Origin of the sequence: Lysinibacillus xylanilyticus, assembly GCF_001183605.1 — a bacterium.
Taxonomy (GTDB): domain Bacteria; phylum Bacillota; class Bacilli; order Bacillales_A; family Planococcaceae; genus Lysinibacillus; species Lysinibacillus xylanilyticus.
On sequence record NZ_LFXJ01000002.1, the window covers coordinates 323,799 to 341,935 of the forward strand.

General features: G+C 37.2%; 21 protein-coding genes and 1 other annotated feature (1 of these 22 only partly in view). Of the genes, 17 read left to right on the top strand and 4 right to left on the bottom strand.

Features of this window, described 5'->3' with window-relative positions; genetic code table 11:
- The first annotated feature begins 123 nt into the window (after window positions 1-123).
- The 10 genes from ACZ11_RS01850 (at window position 124) to ACZ11_RS01895 (ending at window position 8,546) form a co-directional block, all read left to right on the top strand.
- Window positions 124-690 carry a nucleotidyltransferase family protein gene (locus ACZ11_RS01850; RefSeq protein WP_049663142.1) on the top strand — a complete coding sequence of 189 codons (567 nt, stop codon included), beginning with the start codon at window positions 124-126 and terminating at the stop codon, window positions 688-690.
- Between the two features lie 23 nt (window positions 691-713).
- Complete coding sequence (locus ACZ11_RS01855) at window positions 714-1,196, top strand: DinB family protein (RefSeq protein ID WP_049663144.1); 483 nt, start codon at window positions 714-716, stop codon at window positions 1,194-1,196.
- Window positions 1,178-2,008 (top strand): helix-turn-helix domain-containing protein, encoded by an 831-nt coding sequence (locus ACZ11_RS01860; protein ID WP_049663146.1) that lies wholly within the window; start codon window positions 1,178-1,180, stop codon window positions 2,006-2,008. Before ACZ11_RS01855 ends, ACZ11_RS01860 begins: the two co-directional genes overlap by 19 nt.
- A gap of 220 nt (window positions 2,009-2,228) precedes the next feature.
- On the top strand, window positions 2,229-3,212 hold the full coding sequence (locus tag ACZ11_RS01865) for an ABC transporter substrate-binding protein (RefSeq protein WP_049663147.1): 984 nt from the start codon (window positions 2,229-2,231) through the stop codon (window positions 3,210-3,212).
- 127 nt (window positions 3,213-3,339) lie between these two features.
- On the top strand, window positions 3,340-4,347 hold the full coding sequence (locus ACZ11_RS01870) for a FecCD family ABC transporter permease (RefSeq protein WP_049663149.1): 1,008 nt from the start codon (window positions 3,340-3,342) through the stop codon (window positions 4,345-4,347).
- Window positions 4,340-5,371 carry a FecCD family ABC transporter permease gene (locus tag ACZ11_RS01875; RefSeq protein ID WP_276525227.1) on the top strand — a complete coding sequence of 344 codons (1,032 nt, stop codon included), beginning with the start codon at window positions 4,340-4,342 and terminating at the stop codon, window positions 5,369-5,371. Before ACZ11_RS01870 ends, ACZ11_RS01875 begins: the two co-directional genes overlap by 8 nt.
- A 29-nt stretch (window positions 5,372-5,400) precedes the next feature.
- Window positions 5,401-6,183, top strand: a complete 783-nt coding sequence (locus ACZ11_RS01880) for an ABC transporter ATP-binding protein (protein ID WP_049663513.1) — start codon at window positions 5,401-5,403, stop codon at window positions 6,181-6,183.
- The gene (locus ACZ11_RS01885; protein WP_049663151.1) at window positions 6,180-6,959 is read left to right on the top strand and encodes an alpha/beta hydrolase; all 780 of its coding nucleotides are present in this window, start codon (window positions 6,180-6,182) and stop codon (window positions 6,957-6,959) included. The genes ACZ11_RS01880 and ACZ11_RS01885 overlap by 4 nt, the downstream gene beginning before the upstream one ends.
- 496 nt (window positions 6,960-7,455) lie before the next feature.
- Window positions 7,456-7,884: a hypothetical protein gene (locus tag ACZ11_RS01890; protein WP_338048267.1), complete on the top strand. Its 429-nt coding sequence runs from the start codon at window positions 7,456-7,458 to the stop codon at window positions 7,882-7,884.
- 149 nt (window positions 7,885-8,033) lie between these two features.
- Window positions 8,034-8,546, top strand: coding sequence for a YfiT family bacillithiol transferase (locus tag ACZ11_RS01895; protein WP_049663155.1), 513 nt, complete (start codon window positions 8,034-8,036; stop codon window positions 8,544-8,546).
- Between the two features lie 148 nt (window positions 8,547-8,694).
- Here ACZ11_RS01895 and ACZ11_RS01900 read toward each other — a convergent pair whose 3' ends face one another.
- Both ACZ11_RS01900 and ACZ11_RS01905 read right to left on the bottom strand, forming a co-directional pair.
- Complete coding sequence (locus ACZ11_RS01900; RefSeq protein WP_049663157.1) at window positions 8,695-9,297, bottom strand: exosporium glycoprotein BclB-related protein; 603 nt, start codon at window positions 9,295-9,297, stop codon at window positions 8,695-8,697.
- 250 nt (window positions 9,298-9,547) lie between these two features.
- Window positions 9,548-10,828: a hypothetical protein gene (locus tag ACZ11_RS01905; protein ID WP_049663161.1), complete on the bottom strand. Its 1,281-nt coding sequence runs from the start codon at window positions 10,826-10,828 to the stop codon at window positions 9,548-9,550.
- A 319-nt stretch (window positions 10,829-11,147) separates the two neighbouring features.
- On the opposite strand from ACZ11_RS01905, the gene ACZ11_RS01910 reads away from it, so the two are divergent.
- From ACZ11_RS01910 to ACZ11_RS01925, 4 genes are all read left to right on the top strand, one after another.
- Window positions 11,148-11,786, top strand: coding sequence for a BMQ_0737 family morphogenetic spore coat protein (locus ACZ11_RS01910; RefSeq protein WP_049663164.1), 639 nt, complete (start codon window positions 11,148-11,150; stop codon window positions 11,784-11,786).
- Window positions 11,787-11,908: 122 nt separating this feature from the next.
- Complete coding sequence (locus ACZ11_RS01915; protein ID WP_049663165.1) at window positions 11,909-12,475, top strand: hypothetical protein; 567 nt, start codon at window positions 11,909-11,911, stop codon at window positions 12,473-12,475.
- 1 nt (window position 12,476) lies between these two features.
- Window positions 12,477-12,773 carry a hypothetical protein gene (locus ACZ11_RS01920; protein WP_049663167.1) on the top strand — a complete coding sequence of 99 codons (297 nt, stop codon included), beginning with the start codon at window positions 12,477-12,479 and terminating at the stop codon, window positions 12,771-12,773.
- Between the two features lie 14 nt (window positions 12,774-12,787).
- Window positions 12,788-13,591: a hypothetical protein gene (locus ACZ11_RS01925; RefSeq protein ID WP_049663169.1), complete on the top strand. Its 804-nt coding sequence runs from the start codon at window positions 12,788-12,790 to the stop codon at window positions 13,589-13,591.
- A gap of 96 nt (window positions 13,592-13,687) precedes the next feature.
- Here the strand turns inward: ACZ11_RS01925 and ACZ11_RS01930 are convergent, their stop codons facing one another.
- Window positions 13,688-14,230 carry an isoprenylcysteine carboxyl methyltransferase family protein gene (locus ACZ11_RS01930; RefSeq protein ID WP_049663172.1) on the bottom strand — a complete coding sequence of 181 codons (543 nt, stop codon included), beginning with the start codon at window positions 14,228-14,230 and terminating at the stop codon, window positions 13,688-13,690.
- A 1-nt stretch (window position 14,231) separates the two neighbouring features.
- Window positions 14,232-15,314 (bottom strand): type III polyketide synthase, encoded by a 1,083-nt coding sequence (locus ACZ11_RS01935; protein WP_049663176.1) that lies wholly within the window; start codon window positions 15,312-15,314, stop codon window positions 14,232-14,234.
- 420 nt (window positions 15,315-15,734) lie between these two features.
- On the opposite strand from ACZ11_RS01935, the gene rsgA reads away from it, so the two are divergent.
- The 3 genes from rsgA to ACZ11_RS01950 are packed head-to-tail and all read left to right on the top strand — an operon-like array spanning window position 15,735 to window position 17,937.
- Window positions 15,735-16,772 carry a ribosome small subunit-dependent GTPase A gene (gene rsgA, locus ACZ11_RS01940; protein WP_201778492.1) on the top strand — a complete coding sequence of 346 codons (1,038 nt, stop codon included), beginning with the start codon at window positions 15,735-15,737 and terminating at the stop codon, window positions 16,770-16,772.
- Between the two features lie 37 nt (window positions 16,773-16,809).
- Entirely contained in the window at window positions 16,810-17,235 is a 426-nt protein-coding gene (gene fosM, locus ACZ11_RS01945) for a FosM family fosfomycin resistance protein (RefSeq protein ID WP_049663180.1), read from the top strand.
- Between the two features lie 54 nt (window positions 17,236-17,289).
- Window positions 17,290-17,937, top strand: a complete 648-nt coding sequence (locus tag ACZ11_RS01950) for an HAD hydrolase-like protein (protein ID WP_049663182.1) — start codon at window positions 17,290-17,292, stop codon at window positions 17,935-17,937.
- 126 nt (window positions 17,938-18,063) lie between these two features.
- Window positions 18,064-18,137: a binding site (T-box leader), on the top strand (it continues 192 nt past the right edge of the window).

The window sequence follows — 18,137 nt, forward strand, 5'->3', positions numbered from 1 at the left end:
AATAATTTATAAATCTAATATATTATTTTTCATTTTGTATAAATGATATTTATGCAAGGTACAAACCTGAGAATCATTAATAAGGAAACAGCGTAAGCATTGGTATGACAAATTCAGAGGTGAATGAAACTGATAAAAACAGAAGAAGAGCTAAAAAGATTAATTACAGCAGATGAATGGATGATGAACATTTTAACAACTTTAGAGAAACTACAATTACCTGATTCATGGGTATGTGCTGGATTTATTCGCTCGAAGGTGTGGGATCATTTACATGAAAAGGAATATAGAACACCATTAGCTGATATTGATGTGATATATTTTGATAAATTAAACTCTTTAGAAAAATATGAGAAGCAGTATGAACAAGAATTGACGAAGTATTTACCTAATAAGCCTTGGTCTGTGAAAAATCAAGCGAGAATGCATGTAGTAAATAATAATGAACCTTATCAATCATCTATTGATGGTATGGCTCATTTTCCAGAAATACCGACAGCTATTGGTGTGAGACTTACTAATGGAAGACTTGAGATAGCTGCACCTCATGGTATCAAGCACTTAGTTTCTGGAATTGTCGCTCCTACACCATATTTTCAGAAGGAGTCTCCAATGCATGAGGTTTATTTGAATAGAGTTCGTAACAAGCAGTGGGAATTAAGTTGGTCGAAGCTACAGATTGTCTACTAAAATGAAGCGAAGGAGCTAATGACTTGTATCACGATAAACATCAAATAATCTCGCATTATGAAAAATCTATCGTATTTGTGGAAAGTTTAGCAAACATAACAGAAGAACAATGGCGTACTCCTTTAGAGCCTGGGAAATGGACGGTAGCAGAGGTCATTGGCCATCTTACTCCATGGGATGAATTCGTGGTAAACCAACGTTTACCGTTTCTTTTTACGGAAGAAGACTTACCAAAAGGGCCAGATGTAGAAGAGATGAATGCTAATGCAGCAAAATCTAGTCGTGCACAAAGTAAAGAAGAGACAATAGCCAATTTTATCAATCAGAGACAGCAGCTAATTGACGCACTTTATCAAATAGTTGATGAGCAATGGCGACAGCCTTTCACAATAGGTGCTTCAGAATTAACACTTTACGGTTATTTTGCTAGTTTAGTAGATCATGATTTACATCATTTCTCACAAATCCAGAATATAGGAGCTTTAAAGTGGATATCAAGCATTTAATTGGTTACTATGCACATGCATCTGTAAGTTTTACGGATGTTTTTACAAATAAGATGGAGCCAGGTCAAATAGATATTGGTCGAACAACAGCCCCTGGGAAGTGTGGTTTGGTTGTGCCGCTTGCGGGTAGTGCTATATTTAGCTTTAACGGTATTCCTTATGAAATGGAGCCGGGTATGGTCGTACATGCAGGGCCACAAATGCCAATCGAAATTAAAGCTTCAGATGATAAGGAATGGGAGTATGCAGTTGTTCATTATCATATCCCTCCTGAAGAAATACCCCAATATCCATTTTCAGATCAGCACTTTTTAATCAATACAGGCTATCATACAAAAATTATTGACTATGTACAGCAGTTAGTAGAAAGCCAAGCAATGCCAGATAATATGTCAATATTCAAAGCAAAGACTTTATTTATGAATCTATTGGAAGCCATTCTTATGTCGGCAAAAGTGAAGGTTCTCGATACTGCTAGTGAACAGATAGAGCAAGCTTTACAGTATATACATGAGAATTATGCTAAACAACTTTCTGTTTCGAAAATTGCTGAAGAATTTGGCGTGGAGCGTCGTAGGTTTGCCTATTTGTTTGAACAGCATACTGGGATGAATCCTAGCGTTTATTTAACGGAATATCGCATACGACGGTCGAAGGAGTTATTAAAATATGACGATTCACCAGTAGCGGAAATAGCTGAATGTGTAGGATATGCAGATTGTTTTTATTTCAGTCGAGTATTTAAAAAATGTATTGGAATGTCCCCGACAGCTTATCGGAAATTAATGATTGAGGAAGCTAAATACGTATAAAAAGTTGTTTCTTGAAAAAAGAATCAGCTTTTTTATTGTTCAAAAATCGGCAAAAGTCCATGAGATTCATGAAATTGTCCATTCACAATAAGTTTTTTCTTTGTTAGGATAGTAACCGTAAATGATAATGAATATCAATTAAAATAATAAATTCTATTGACTTATAAATGAAAATGATTATCATTATCAATATAATCAAGTTCGTTAGGAGAGAATATCTATGAATAAATATTTTAAAATGTGTGCACCTGCTCTATTAGCATTATCCTTGGCTGCGTGTGGAACGGATAAAGCAGAAGAGTCTAATACATCTACAAATAATGCTGCAGAAACTAGTGCGACAGAAACACAAACAAATCAGGCGAAAACACAGACGATTACATACTTAGGCGAAAAATATGAACTTCCTGCAGAAGTGAACAACATTGTAGCAGCAAGCTTGGAATCTATGGAAGATGCAGCGATGCTTGGTATTAAGCCTGTTGGTGTACTTGATATCGGTGGGAAAATTCCATCATATCTTGCTTCTGAATTAGAAGGTGCTGAGCTTGTTGGAAATAAAATGACACCGAATACTGAAGCCATTCTTAAACTTGATCCAGATGTTATTTTAGGTTCCTCAAAATACCCTGAGGAAATGGCTGAAAAGCTTAAAAAAATTCAAACGATGATTCCATATTCACATGTCTCTACAAATTGGAAAGAGAATCTAACATTACTTGCCCAGCTTACAGGTAAAGAAGATGAGGCGAAAAAAATCATTGCTGATTATGAAGCGAAGGTTGCTGATTCTCAAGTGAAATCTAAAGAGCAATTAGCGGACAAGCAGGTTCTAGTTATTCGAGTACGTGGTGGCATAATGTATATCTATCCAGCAGGCGTTTACTTAAACCCTGTTCTATATGAAGATTTAGGGGCTCCGATACCAGAGGTTTTAAAAACAGCAAAGGCACAGGCCGAGCTATCGCTTGAAACATTAGCAGAGGTTAATCCTGATGCTATTTTCCTTCAATTCGAGGAATCAGAAAATGCTGATGCACCAAAAGCGTTAGAAGAGCTACAAAAAAATCCGATTTTCGCAAGCCTAAAGGCATCACAAAATAAACAGGTTTTCGTGAATGCAATTGAACCTTTAGCACAAGGTGGTACTGCATGGTCTAAGGTGAAATTCTTAGATATTGCCGCTGAAAAATTACTTAAATAATTTAGATAGGCTGGTAGTAGATTTGGTGGTATCACCAGGCTATTACCAGCCTTTTATAAGATAAAGCCTCTGGTGGATGTCACGGAATTATGCCGAGGCATAATTGATATAGAAAAAGGTGTGGAAGTTGAAAAAAACAAACATGGTGGCATTTTCAATAGTAGCAGCCTCTCCATTTCTAATTGCGATTGTGGCATTAGTATCCGTTATGTACGGCACAAAAGACATTAGCGCAATTACGGTGTGGCAGGCGATTACTGCATTTGACCCTTCAAATGTGGATCATCAAATAATTCGAACAGGGCGTATCCCTAGAATTGCCGCAGTTTTACTGGTGGGAGCATTTTTAGCAGTAGCTGGGGCAGTGATGCAAGGTATTACACGAAATTATTTAGCGTCCCCTTCACTAATGGGAGTGAATGATGGTTCTGCATTTATGATTACGTTAGCAATAGTATTTTTCCCAGGGCTTCCTAATTACCAAATGATTTTACTTTCAATGCTCGGTTCAGCATTAGGAGCAGGGATTGTCTTTGGTTTTGGCTCTTTAATTCGAAATGGTTTATCACCAGTAAGGCTGGCCATTATTGGAACCGTCATTGGCACGTTTTTAAGCAGTATTGCTACAGCCGTTGCGATGTATTTTCAAGTATCACAAACGGTAAGTGTTTGGTATAACACAAAGGTACATATGGTGGATATGGATATGCTCGTGCTAGCGATTCCATTCGGGCTAGTTGGTTTAGTTCTTGCTTTATTGTCAGCTAAGGCTATTACAATAACTTCACTAGGCGAAGATATCGCTATTGGACTTGGACAAAAAACAAAAGCGGTGAAAATTATTAGTATGCTTGCTGTTGTTTGTTTAACAGGTACAGCTGTTGCACTTGTTGGAAAGATTGCTTTTGTAGGGTTAGTCATTCCTCATATTACACGTTTCCTTGTTGGAGTCGATTATCGCTTCATTATTCCTTGTGCAGCTGTAATAGGTGCGTTTTTCTTAGCGCTCTGTGATTTACTTAGTCGCTTTGTTAATTATCCATTCGAAACTCCAATCGGTGTATTAACGGCCTTGGTTGGTGTCCCATTCTTCTTATATTTAGTTCGTAAACACGGAGGTGAAAAACGTGCGTAAAAAAACCTCAAGTGTATTCGTTATGACTGTTTCCGTCCTCATATTATTTATTTTAGGCGCCAGCTATCTCCATCTGACAAATGGTGTCTTTGATATGTCGGTGATGGATGTTTTAAAAACATTGCTACGCATTGAACCAAATCCAAAATTTGATCTTGTCATTTTTGAATTCCGTTTACCACGCATTGTCATTGCAGCATTAGTAGGTGTTGGCCTAGGGATAGCAGGGGTTGTACTACAAGGTATTACGCGTAATGGCCTAGCAGACCCGGGGATATTAGGGATTAATGCTGGTGCTGGTGCAGCAGTGGTCATATTTATGTTTTTCTTTCAATTACGTCTCACATCTGCAGATATGAGTAGCTGGTTCTCCATTTTGATGATGCCGATTTTTGGATTTGTCGGTGGCGCTATGGCAGCTGTGTTGATTTTCTCATTTGCCCGAAAAAATGGTCATTTAGATATGCAACGACTAATTTTAACGGGGATTGCGATTAATAGTGGCTTTGGGGCATTGTCACTGTTTTTATCATTGAAAATGAATGCTCAAGATTATGAAAATGCAGCAGTTTGGATGGCAGGCTCTATTTATAATGCAAACTGGATATTTGTTGTGACTATGCTGCCGTGGCTTATTTTATTAGGCTTTTATGTTTATCGGAAATCATATTTGCTCGATTATTTTCAATTAGAAGAGGATAGTATTACTAGCTTAGGGATAGCGGTAGAAAAAGAGAAAATGAAGCTGTTGTTGGCAAGCGTCGGCTTAGTAAGTGCTTGTGTATCGGTATCAGGTAGTATCGGCTTTATTGGATTAATGGCACCACATATTGCTAAACAGCTTGTTGGTATACAACATCGTTATGTCATGCCAGTAAGTGCGTTGATAGGCGCGGGACTACTTGTTTTAGCTGATTTTATAGGAAAAACAGTATTTGCGCCTTCTGAGCTGGCAGTTGGTATTGTTGTCTCGATTATTGGGATTCCGTACTTCTTATATTTACTAGTGAAATCGAAGGCATAGGAGGAAAAAGTGTGCAAACTGCATTTAGAATGGAAAATTTATCTTCTGGCTACGAGCAGGTTAGTGTGTTTGAAGGCTTGAATTTAACAATAGAAGAAGGAAAAGTTACGACCATTATAGGTCCCAATGGATGTGGGAAATCTACACTGTTAAAAACAATTGGTCGTATATTAAAGAAGCAGCAGGGCACGGTTTATTTACAGGATCAAAACATGCAAAATTTATCGACGAAGGAAATTGCGAAAAAGCTCGCTATCTTGTCCCAGACGCCAATTGCCCCGGGTCAGTTAAAGGTAGAGGAGCTTATTGCTTATGGTCGTTATCCACATCGTAATAATGTTAATCGCTTAACGAAAAAGGATGAGGAAATGATTGAATGGGCTTTAAAGGTGACAAATACGATGGAGTACCGAAATCGAGAGCTTTCTCAGCTTTCCGGAGGTCAACGCCAACGTGTATGGCTTGCAATGGCCTTAGCGCAAGAAACGAGTATTTTGCTATTAGACGAACCGACAACCTATTTAGATATGGCACATCAGTTAGAGGTGCTAGAAATTGTGAAAAACTTAAACGAAGAGCATCGTTGTACGATTGTTATGGTATTGCACGATATTAATCACGCGGCACGATATTCAGATCATTTAATTGCAATGAGGCAGGGGGCTGTAATGAGAACTGGAACACCTGAGGAAATTTTATGTGTAGATGTTATGCGTAGCGTATTCAATATTAATGCACGTATTATGGAAGATCCAGTTACGAAAACACCAGTATGTTATGGCTATGATGTTATGAAGGAGGCCGACAAATGATTGAGGAGAAAGTCGCGAAGGAACTTGATTATTCGACGCAGCAAATTACTTCGAAGTTTACGGATTATACGTATACGGTAAATATCTATGTACCGAATGGAGAAGTACCGGTAGGAGGTTTTCCAGTTTTATACGTATTAGATGGCTCGTCTTATTTCCATCTTGTAAAGGAAGCGGTTCGCCTACAAAGTCGGAATGCACCTAAAACAGGAGTCTTACCAGCCGTTGTTGTTGGCATTGGGCATGGTGCTGACATGCATGAACGACGATTTTTTGATTTTACAGGACAAGCCGAAACGTATAGTTATCCTGCAAGATTTAAAGGTAAGGGCCATGAGAAACATGGAGGAGCAGAGAACTTTAGTAGATTTTTAGAGGAGGAATTAAAGCCAAGTATTCAGGCTCAATTCCCTGTAAATATGCAGCATGAAGCACTGTTTGGGCATTCATTAGCAGGTTATTTTGTGCTGTGGCAATTATTCCATCATCAAGCAAGCTTCCAACGTTATATAGCGATTAGCCCTTCTATTTGGTGGAATGAGCATGAACTATTCAGTTATGCATCAAAATTTTTAAAAGAGCGTCCATTTGCTTACGAAAAATTATTCATCGGTGTGGGGGAGTTTGAAACCTTTATGGTGGATGATGCGCAACAAATTGCGAATAAATTACAGAAAATCATGGATATATCCTTCTATGAAGCGTCGGAGGAAAATCATGCTTCAATCGTCCCAACTGTTATGAGTAGAGCAATACGTTTTGTGAACAAAAAATAAACAGAAGTAACCGCATTATTTTATGGTAATGCGGTTTATTTGTGATTAAAAGTACATTGTATTGTATTTTAAATTAAAGGGAGTTTTTGATAATTGAACTTTATTTTGGCTCATTACCAAAAGTTGTGGATGTCATTTCTTAAAACGTATGCCATGCATATAAGTTGATTGGAGTGGAGACTGGGCGACTCTTTGGGGATCAGCAATAGAGGAACGAAGGCTAAAACCATCACGTCCTGTGATAACGCCTTCGTGACCAACATCGTGTTGGCCCGAGACCCTGGAGCGAGCAAACGATTATTCATCCGTTAAAGTCGTTGGTTAAATTTGTGATGAGGTCTATAAAATAATAGTTCGTATAAATTTTTCGGAATACTCTGTAACAATTTATTCGATACATTCGTTTCATAGGAAATAACTATGACTTGTAGGGAGTGTAGTAATGAGGCGATGGGTACTTATGATAACAGTGTGGTTATTGTTGGTGGGCTGTACAATGAATGAGAAGACAGTTGCTCTGCCAAATAATTTACCTGACTTTGTGCAAGAAAGTGACTTTAAATCAATTGATTGGGACAAAAAGGCAGTAGAATTTGGAGACAGAGGTATTGTCGGTAATGCAAATAAATCAGGTGTTATCGGGGCCAATATGCCAAGTTTAAACACACAAAAATGGATGTGGCATCTTTGGGGAATTGAAGAAGGTCGTGATAGCAAGTTAACCATTGTCGGGTATCATAAAGAATCTAAAACAGTGCATCCTATCTTAGTAGATGGTTGGACTATAGGGCTTGATGGACCTGTTAATGGTGCAGATGCTCATACACCTTCAAGTGTAAAGATACCAAAACCCGGTGAATGGGCAATTTTACTGTATATTAATGAAAGTTACTTTGATACGTTAATTTACGATATAAATGAATAGAGAGTGAATAATTCACACAATGACCCTCGTTTTGTAAGATGAAATTCTTACAAAATGAGGGTTTTGCATAGAAGAATTAATGCGAATGGCGACAAAAATATAAAATTGGTAATATAAAAAGTAAGAAAATAGAAATGGAGGAGAGCTACATGACCGACTTACGATATCCAATTGGACAATTTCAATTTCCAGAAGTAGTTACAGCACAGCAAGTACAGGAATGGATGAAGGATATTCGTCAATTACCTAAACAAATAGCAGAGGCACTTAATGGTGCGAGTGAACAAGCATTAAAAAAATCCTACCGAGAAAATGGTTGGACGGTTACGCAGCTTGTCCACCATATTGCAGATAGTCATATGAATAGCTTTATCCGTTTTAAGCTAGCTTTGACAGAGGACGCTCCAACGATTAAGCCTTACAATGAGGAAGAATGGGCAAAGCTCCCGGGTTCAAAAATGCCTGTCTCAACATCATATAAAATGATTGAGGGCTTACATGAACGTTGGGTTTATTTGCTGAAAAGCTTAACAGAAGAGCAATTACAGCGAGCGTTTCATCATCCGGATTCAGGGTTAATGACTCTTGAAAAAGCCTTAGCTTTATATGCTTGGCATGGGAAGCATCACCTTGCACATATTCAGATTGCTTTGGCGAAATAAAGGCTATAATTTTTGTATCTAAAAATAGGCGATTTCTTGATTTGAAGAAAATCGCCTATTATACACTTAAATTAATTTTGAGTGTTTTAAAATTTTGAACGGGTGATGATACTGTAAGCTAACCTTTTATCTAATTCAATAGTATCTCTTATACAATATTGATTCCTGCGCTTGCGTTACCTTCGACAGCAGCAACAATCCCTGAGGAAGTAATGGAGAACACCATTAATAAACGATCACCAGCAGCTACTGACACTGGTGTAACGTTTCTAGTACCAAATGTAATAGTACCTACTGCTATTGTTGACAGAGCAGGAGCTAAATCAACAAATGCATCTGTAGGACTGAAAACATTACTTCCCGCAACCGCGCGGTAAATTTGTGCTCTGACTGTTGTTGTTCCTGTAAGGGTTACAGCAACTGTTGCAGACAAAGATGCAGAAATAGATGTAATAGTACCATCACGTGGAACTGAAAAGGCTTCCGTTCCTGTAACAGCTGTTAAATCTATATTTGTGCCAGTAAGAGTTACCCCTGGAATAGAAGTACCGAATCCTACCAAACTTACTGTACCGATCGCACCGCCAAGAACTGATGTTAAAATAACAGGCACAATTCCTGATGAGAATGGGATAATGGAGCCTGTTGCTGGTGGAGTAGTAATACATGCAGCGTCTATAGCTTCAAAAGGACCAAGCGCATGACACTCATTTTGATTATTAGAGCCGCACATTGAATTATTCATACACATTTTTACACCCCCTTTCTCCATTATTCTATTCAGCTAAGATTAGGGGGAAAGGGCAGTTATCTAAATCGTAATTTATATATGTGGAATTTTTGAAGCTTCTATAGAAAGGCTTTGGCATTTTAAGGCTACTAACTGATGGGACTTATTTTTTCAATCGAACATAAAAAAGTCCAATATGTATTTTCATACTTATTGGACGTATTCATCATATAATCGTATAAATCTATGCACTGTACACCGCAGTTTTAAACTAACTCCATTTTCGAAAGAAATTGAAAAATAAAGAGCCTTTCTCTTTTTTATGACCTTCTTCGGCGGATTCTTCTTTTTGCTCAGGTTGCTTGTTTGTCTCTTCAATTGGTGTATGGGTTTCATACACTTCCTCTGAAGTAGGTTCAAAAATCTCGAATTCATCACTTTTTAAAATAGAGGAGTTATTTACGTCCCCCTGCTCATTAACCACCTTAGCTGCTTCAAGAATGACGGGCGCATTAACAGTATCAGCTGCTTCAGGAATGACGGGCGCATTAACAGTATCAGCTGCTTCGGGAATGACAGGTGCATTAACAGTATCAGCGGATTCAAGAATGACAGGTGTATTGACAGTATCAGATGCTTCAAGAATGGCGGGTGTATGGATAGGTTCATTAACTACTTCAGAAGTTACAGGAGTGGAAGGTTCATTTGCTATTACAGAGCTCATTCCATCTAAAGTGACAGTGTTATTAATATCTTCGGATTCTCTATAATTAGCTGAGCCTTCCGAATTAAGGTCATTGTCAGTGGAATTATGGATCTCGGCGTTCGGTAAAGTATTAGATTCATAAACACTAATTGGAATTTCCTGTGCATTGGTAGTGTTTTTAAAATGGAAGGTGGATTCTGTAGTAGTATTTCTATATAAACCATTATATATTTGGCTTGGATGAGTATTTTTTGATTGAAAATATTGTTGATTAAAATGGCGATCTTCGGGTACATTTCTTTGATTTCCATTGTGAGTAGAAGGTATACCGTTATTTACATCTAATTGCGCATTTCTTGCTTTACCTGCCAGACTTTGTAACATTTTATAAGATGGTTGTTTTAATGCAACCGCCGATTGACTTGTTGTCTGTGTAATGATCGGGTCGCTTTGTACACCGTTAGCAATAGATTTAGATGTGTTTTCAGTTTTAGGTGTAGTGGTTGGAGCTTCAGTATTTTCAATCGTGAGTAATTTGTTTAAAACCTTTAGTATTTCTAGGTTCATTTCCTCAATCATTTGATTCAGAGACTCAATTTGTGCCGATAGCAGTTTTATCTGCTCCTCATAGCCATTGATTTGTGAATTTTGCTTATCATCAATTGTTTCAGTTAGCCCTTCTAAAAGTTCCATTTGCGTTTTAATCCCGTCAAAGTCCATTTTCATAAATAGATAATCTTCAATTGAAGTTCCCGTTTTTAATGAAGCTAACGTGTCCTTGTAGGCTTCTAATTTTTGCTTCCACTTTTCAATGTCTTGAGTGCAGTACAATTTCGAATCTTCCATTGCATTTCACCCCTTTCAGTCCATTAATATTTTATTAAAAATATTTACTTTCTGTTACAAATATACCGGTCCTTTCAAATATTTTAGTTTCTCCTTAAGAAGAGGATATGTAAGCAAAAACGATACATATTGATACTTAAGTATTTTAACTTCTTTCAGCAATTATTTTCTGTAGCGAAAACGAAGCGGCAGCTACAATTATGCCGAGACATAATTGATTAATAAAAATCAGAACAAATTACTTTTTAGCCCATGCACTTTTAGTCAGAAAACATAAGATACAAACGAAAGGTAAAAAAAATATGGAGGTGTCAAAAGGATGCAAGATAATATGCCATCCCAGGCGCAGGAACAAATTTGTATAAACGTCGATAAGGTGTTTGACTGGATTGTAAAGGAAGCTACGTTTGAGTTTTCCCCTACTGGCCCAATTGCTTTTCCAGGAGTAACAGCAACGACTGATTTAACTGGTGCAATGGTTACATGTAATGTAGTTCCAAGAGCAACTAATCCTATTGTTATTTTGAACCGTGAGAATCGTCAATTCACTATTGATGGTGCAACGGTATGTCTTCAAAATCTGACTATTCAAAAGAACTTTACTGTTACGTTAGTTGTTACTTTACCAAATGGTACTAAGTTTACAAGCAATCCTATTACAATTTCACGTTGTGAACAAGTTACATTATGCGCGCCGAAAGGGACAGATGTAGAAATTTTATTCACAGATTTAGATTGTTTCGTTTGTTCAACAGGAACTCTAACTGCTGGAGAAGGCACAATTACGTTTACTGCATTAACAGTTACTATATCAGTTTGCCAAAGTATTCAATCTACATTCCCAGTTACTGTGGAATTCTTAGCGACTTTCTGCGAGCCAAGAGCAGAATTACCGTTTGCATGTCCGGGTGTAGTTCGCCCAGCGCAATGCCCAGCTGTATTCCCACCTGTCGGCTAATGGTACTAACACATAGAAGAAAATCATATTGTAAAGAGAGGATAATCCTCTCTTTTTTTTTATGAAAGGATTTCAGACAGTGAGTTGATTAATTTAATACTATTGGCAAGGGGGTACTAATTATGACTACTCGTATCGGTCATGTAGAAGAAAAGATAAATGAACTTAAAAAACAAACGGATTTTTATGTTCATGAAATAAAAAAAACGGTTGAGGAGCTTATTATTCCGGATAGTGTCAACATCATTAGTTATTTCACATCCTCGTTCAATATTTCTTATAATCCTGATGAGGAGAGCTTATGCTTGGGCTCTTATCATATTCGTAATATAGGTAATCAGCCTATAACAAATCCGTATCTATGTATAAAACTGCCTGAAGACTCTCCATTCTCTTTCTCTGGAAGGTATGTCTACGAACATTTCGCACCAAAATTAAAAGGAAACAGTAGCTGGGAGCGAATCAATGATCAATCAAGCAAGGAGGAATTCTGGCTTAGACCTATAGGAAAAACAACGTTAGAGCCAAACGAAACACTATCATTCCCTAACTTTCAAATCAAATGGGGTCATAATTTTTCTTATTCAGGAAGTATCATGGGTTTTACATATTGTGATCAGCTAAAAGATGGTGTCGTTGTCTTAAATCCTATTAATCTCAATGGAATTAGTCATACACAGGAGGATTAAAATGAATGAGTCTGAAAATATAAATCAAAAAATTGATAGTGTTGTCCATCAACTAATAAAGGAACAGCTTACGAATCTATCTAACTCTAGTAATATGAAAAATAACAGCTTTGCTTATCTCGAAAAAGGCACATTGAATCTACTTATTGCCTATTTAATGTCAGGAGAAAAGAGCCAAACTGGAGAAATTGGTGATGAGGAAATAGAAATTAAGATTATTAAGCAACTTGATGAGATGTTAGAGGATAGTAAGGAGCAATTTGAAGAAGTGATTAGTTTACTTAAAAAATTGTCGTGATAGGGGGTGCAAGTGTGGATAATGATATTGTTAAAAACAATGATCCTGTTCAGCTGCAGCAAATGATCATTTTTTTAAGAGCCGAATTAGCGAAATATAAAAATGAAGTTAAAAGGCTCAGAGATAGTGATTATTATTCACTAGTACTGAGATTAGAGCGAGAAAATGTTCAATTAATGATACAGAAAAAGGATCTTTCGATGGAGCTTTTAAAGCAGAAGAGAGAACATGAAAAAAAACTAAAAACTTACTATGAAGATATACAAGCAAGAGAAATCCAGAAGAAAAAACAACTTTCTTCGATAGAAGGGTTATTAAAAGAATTAGAAGAACTGCGTGCAAAAAATAAGCTAATAAAGGAAGCGTTAAAGTCTACTAAAGATGAAATTCTTTCTGTGAATTCAGATGCTAATTATAAGACTTTAGTAGATAGCCTTGAAAATAAGTTGAATGTTTTTACAAAGGATATTAGCCAACAAATGAAGACTATAATTGAAGCCATTGAAGGATCTCGTTTAGAACAAGCTAATTCAAACAATCTTAATAAGCAATTAGCCAAAGAAATAGAGTGGAAAAGCACTGAGATAGAAAAATTATCGGAAGGATTAGCGGATGTAAAAAAACATAAGTTTTCTTTGAGCGGAAAAGCGATAATGAATCCTGAGGTACTTACAAACTTAGATGCTCAAGTAAATAAAGTATTGGCTCAATCAATGGATTTTGAAAAGCAGTTGAATCATAAATTACGCTTGCTTGATGACTTGGAGCACAAATTAAACGAGTTAACTATAGAAATATATACTAATAAAACTGTATAAAGTATGTTGTCGTGGAGGTTGTTTCAAAGTAAGAGGAAACAGCTTCTTTTTTATGTTATTAGGAGATTACCGTGGAATAAACAAAAAAGATTTCGGCTAGGATTCCGAAATCTTTTTTTGAAATACATGATTATAATTTGTAGCATCTCGCAATGCCTTTTCCTCAATTGGAATGCGTACGGACAGCATTGTCACATTTAAAAGTGTAAAGCAAAATGCTGTAAAATACGCTTGGAACATTAATGGCAGAAGAATAATTTCTAAACAAACTACAGCGTAATTAGGGTGTCGCATAAATGTGTAAGGGCCTTTTCGTACAACTTTGGCATCAGGCAATATGAGTATTTTTGTGTTCCAAAAAGACCCTAGTGAACGAATACACCAAATGCGTAATGCTTGAACGGCAATAAATAGTAAGAACAATACCGGAAATAAAGGCGATAAACTTTTATGATTAGTAACTACTTCAATAATTAAAAATAAGAAAAAACCTACGTGTAAGGAAACCATATATGGATAATGAGAGGAACCAACTTCATATGCCCCTTGTGAAAGTATCCATTTTTCATTACGTTTTGCAATGAAAACTTCTGTCAATCTTTGTAGAATGACGAGGACTAAAATAATGTAAATAATCATGCTACTCCCTCCATTTAAGTAATACAGCTTCAGCACAGAAGCCAGGGCCGAGAGCGACGAGCAAACCAGTATCCTCTACTTGTCCTTCGTTTAACATAAATTGCTCCAATACATATAGCACCGTTGGAGATGACATATTTCCGTGAAATTTCAATATTTCCCGAGAAATATCAGTTTTTTTGGAAGCTAGATACAGAGTATCCTCATAAGCTTTTAACACTTTTTTACCGCCAGGATGTGCAATGAAATGGTTAAGCTGTTCACTGTATAGCTCATGTTCCAATAAAAATTGTTCAATGAATGGCCCGAGCCAATTGGTGATTATGGCAGGAATACTTTTCTGAAAAACGACATGTAGACCATTATTTTTAATATTCCAACCCATAACATTTTCTGAATCTGGCATCCATTTAGATCCAGTCCCGATAATAGCAGGTACTGATTTTTTTACTGTAATATTCACTTCATCTCCACAGACGAGTATGCATGCGGCTCCATCTGCAAAAAGAGAGGAACCGATTAAATTACTTTTTGAAAAATCATTTGGCTGAAAGGTTAGACTACAAAGCTCGACACAAACGACAAGAACTTTTGCTTCTGAATGGGCACGACAAAAATCATAGGCTCTACTAACGCCGGCCGCACCACCAGCGCAACCAAGTCCCCAGAGTGGAATACGTTTAAGTCTGTCTGAAAAAGGAAGTTTATTCATAACTCGTGCATCAATACTTGGTGTGGAAATGCCAGTAGAACTCACGAAAATGATGGCATCAATGTCTTTTGGAGAAATCGGTGATTGTAAAAACGCTTCATTTTGTAAACAGGCTTGAATGACGTCAACGCTATATTGTGTAGCTAGTTCAATATATAAATCGTTACGTTCCTCAAACGAATGATCGGTACGGTGCCATTCTGGTGGCACACAAAAATGGCGTGTTGCAATACCACCATTCTCAAAAACTTTTAAGTAGCGTTCTAATTTAGGAATCTTTGCATGAAAAAGCTCCTTCGTTAGCTCCTCCGCATTTGTCTGTTGTAATGTGTACGGTGGTTGGTATGTACTGATAGAAATGATTTTTGACAATTCAACATCTCCTTCGGAAATAGTGGTCTTGTTCATTGTATGCAGGGGGGGAGTGGATAAATGATTATTAGATTATAATTGACAATTTCGGAATATTTCGCTATATTGAAAATAACTAAATCGGAAGTAGGTGATGTGACATGATGAATAGATCCGTTTTTAACGAACTGCAATTCGGTTTGTTCAGTTTCACACGCCTAAAATATACCATTTGACCACTAGTTGTAGTGAGATTTAATTCACGATTGTGGTGATTTGTATATTCTCTTAAATGTGCCTGTGAACCTTGTAACTGCCGAATTGCGCAGAGATAAGGTTTTTTTATGTTTTTATCGATTAATTACAAATGATATGCACATTTAGGAGGAAAACAAATTGAATTTAACAACTTTAGGATTTTTAACATATTTTGAAGAACAAATGACTGGATTTAAGCAGGAGGCTAAACTGGCGAATTGTGTGCCGGCTAGGGTTACTTTAGAGCATAAGCATTCCTATCGTGTTCTGGCAGAAGAAGGAGAATGGCTAGCGACGATTGCTGGACATTACGCGTATACATCATTAGCACGTGAGGATTTCCCCGCTGTTGGAGACTGGGTGCTAGTTGAAAAAATGCCTGGTGAGGAAAAGGCAATTATTCATAAATTGTTTACACGAAAATCAGCCTTTTCCCGCAAGGCCGCGGGATTGGAAATACAAGAACAGATTGTAGCATCGAACGTTGATATCGTACTTCTAGTTATGAGCTTAAATGCTGACTTTAATATTCGTCGTTTGGAACGTTATTTAATAGCTGCGTGGGATTCAGGCGCGAAGCCGGTTGTTGTATTGACGAAGGCTGATCTCTGTGAAGATGTTGCAAGTATGATAAGTGAGGTTGAGTCTGTAGCGTTCGGTGTGGACATTTTTGTGACTAGCGCTCTGTCAGGAGAGGGAATAGAAGATATTCGTGCGCTATTTACGGAAGGTGTGACAGGAGCATTGCTTGGCTCTTCTGGTGCAGGGAAATCCACATTGACGAATGCGCTTAGTGGTGAAGAGCTTATGAAGGTTTCGGATATTCGAGAAGATGATGCGAAGGGGCGCCATACAACAACACATCGTGAGTTAGTTCTATTGCCAGGTGACGGTTGTATAATTGATACGCCTGGAATGCGAGAGCTTCAATTATGGGATCAGAGTGATAGCTTATCTTCTAGTTTTAAGGATATTGAGGAACTTTCTGCGGCCTGTCGCTACAGGGATTGTACACATAAGAAGGAGCCAAATTGTGCTGTGCAGCAAGCAATTACAGATGGCGTGCTTGAACAATCCCGCCTTCAAAGCTACTTTAAATTGCAAAGAGAGCTTGCTTTTATTGAACGCAAAACAAATGCTCAAGCAAAATTAAGTGAGCAACGCAAATGGAAGCAAATTTCGAAAGGCTTAAAGAAAGGTAAAAAATCAAATTTAACTTGATATAAGAGTGAGCGATTTCATAGTTGGAGGCACCAAAATGACAATCCAAAACATAAATCATTTATTATTTTCAGTTTCGAATTTAGAGGAATCCATCGCATTCTATGAAAAGGTTTTTGACGCAAAATTATTAGTGAAAGGTAGAAGCACAGCCTATTTTGATGTAAATGGGCTGTGGCTTGCCCTTAATGTAGAGAAGGATATCCCGCGTAATGACATACATCAATCCTATACACATATAGCGTTTTCTATCCATGAGGACGATTTTGACGATATGTATGAAAAGTTAGTTCATCTTAATGTCAATATTCTGGATGGCCGACAAAGAGATGTACGAGATAAAAAATCGATTTACTTCACGGATCCAGATGGTCACAAATTCGAATTCCATACAGGGACTTTACAGGATCGATTGGATTATTATAAGAAAGAAAAAGTGCATATGGAATTTTTTGATGTCTAATGTTGCAACACTCTTTCTGATGAAAACGTTGATAATAGTAGAAGGGGTGATTTTGTGAAAAAAGCTATTATTTTTGATATGGATGGTACTTTATTTCAAACAAATCTAATATTAGAGCCAGCGCTAGCGGCAACGTTTGATGTGTTACGTGCAAAGGGCCTGTGGCAGGGAGAAACACCAATAGAGAAATACCGCGAAATTATGGGGGTTCCATTACCTGTTGTCTGGGAGACGTTATGTCCTGTGCATACGCTAGAGACACGTGAAGAAAGCAATGCATTATTCCATGTTAAGCTTATTGAACAAATACGAAATCGTCAGGGCGCATTGTATTCAAATGCAGAGCAAACACTGTCCGCTTTGGCAGAAAACTATGATTTATTCATTGCTAGTAATGGGCAAACTGAGTATTTACAAGCAATAGTAGAAACCTATCAATTACAGCGTTTTATCAAAGGTACATATAGTATTCAGTCCATTTCAAGTGGTCATAAATCTGATTTAGTGAAAAAGGTCATTGAGGAAAATGCCATTGAACGCGGAGCAGTTGTAGGTGATCGTTCTTCTGATATTCAGGCGGCGCAAGACAATCAGTTACTCTCAGTCGGTGTCCGATTCGACTTTGCGCAGGATACAGAATTACAGAAGGCAGACATTGTTATTGATGATTTAAAAGAGCTACTTTATATAAAGGTAGGATAAAATATTTCTATCAACTACATTTTTTGATTTATCGCGTAACTTTTTCATTTTATCGAAAACTTTCAGTCATTTATCGACATGCATTGCAATTCAAGGGTAGAAAGAGTAAAATGGTGGAAATCTATAGTAAAAGCTTTGATAAGGAAAAGTAAATTGGGTAAGTATTATATAGAGAGCCTCTGTTGGTGGAAATGAGGTAA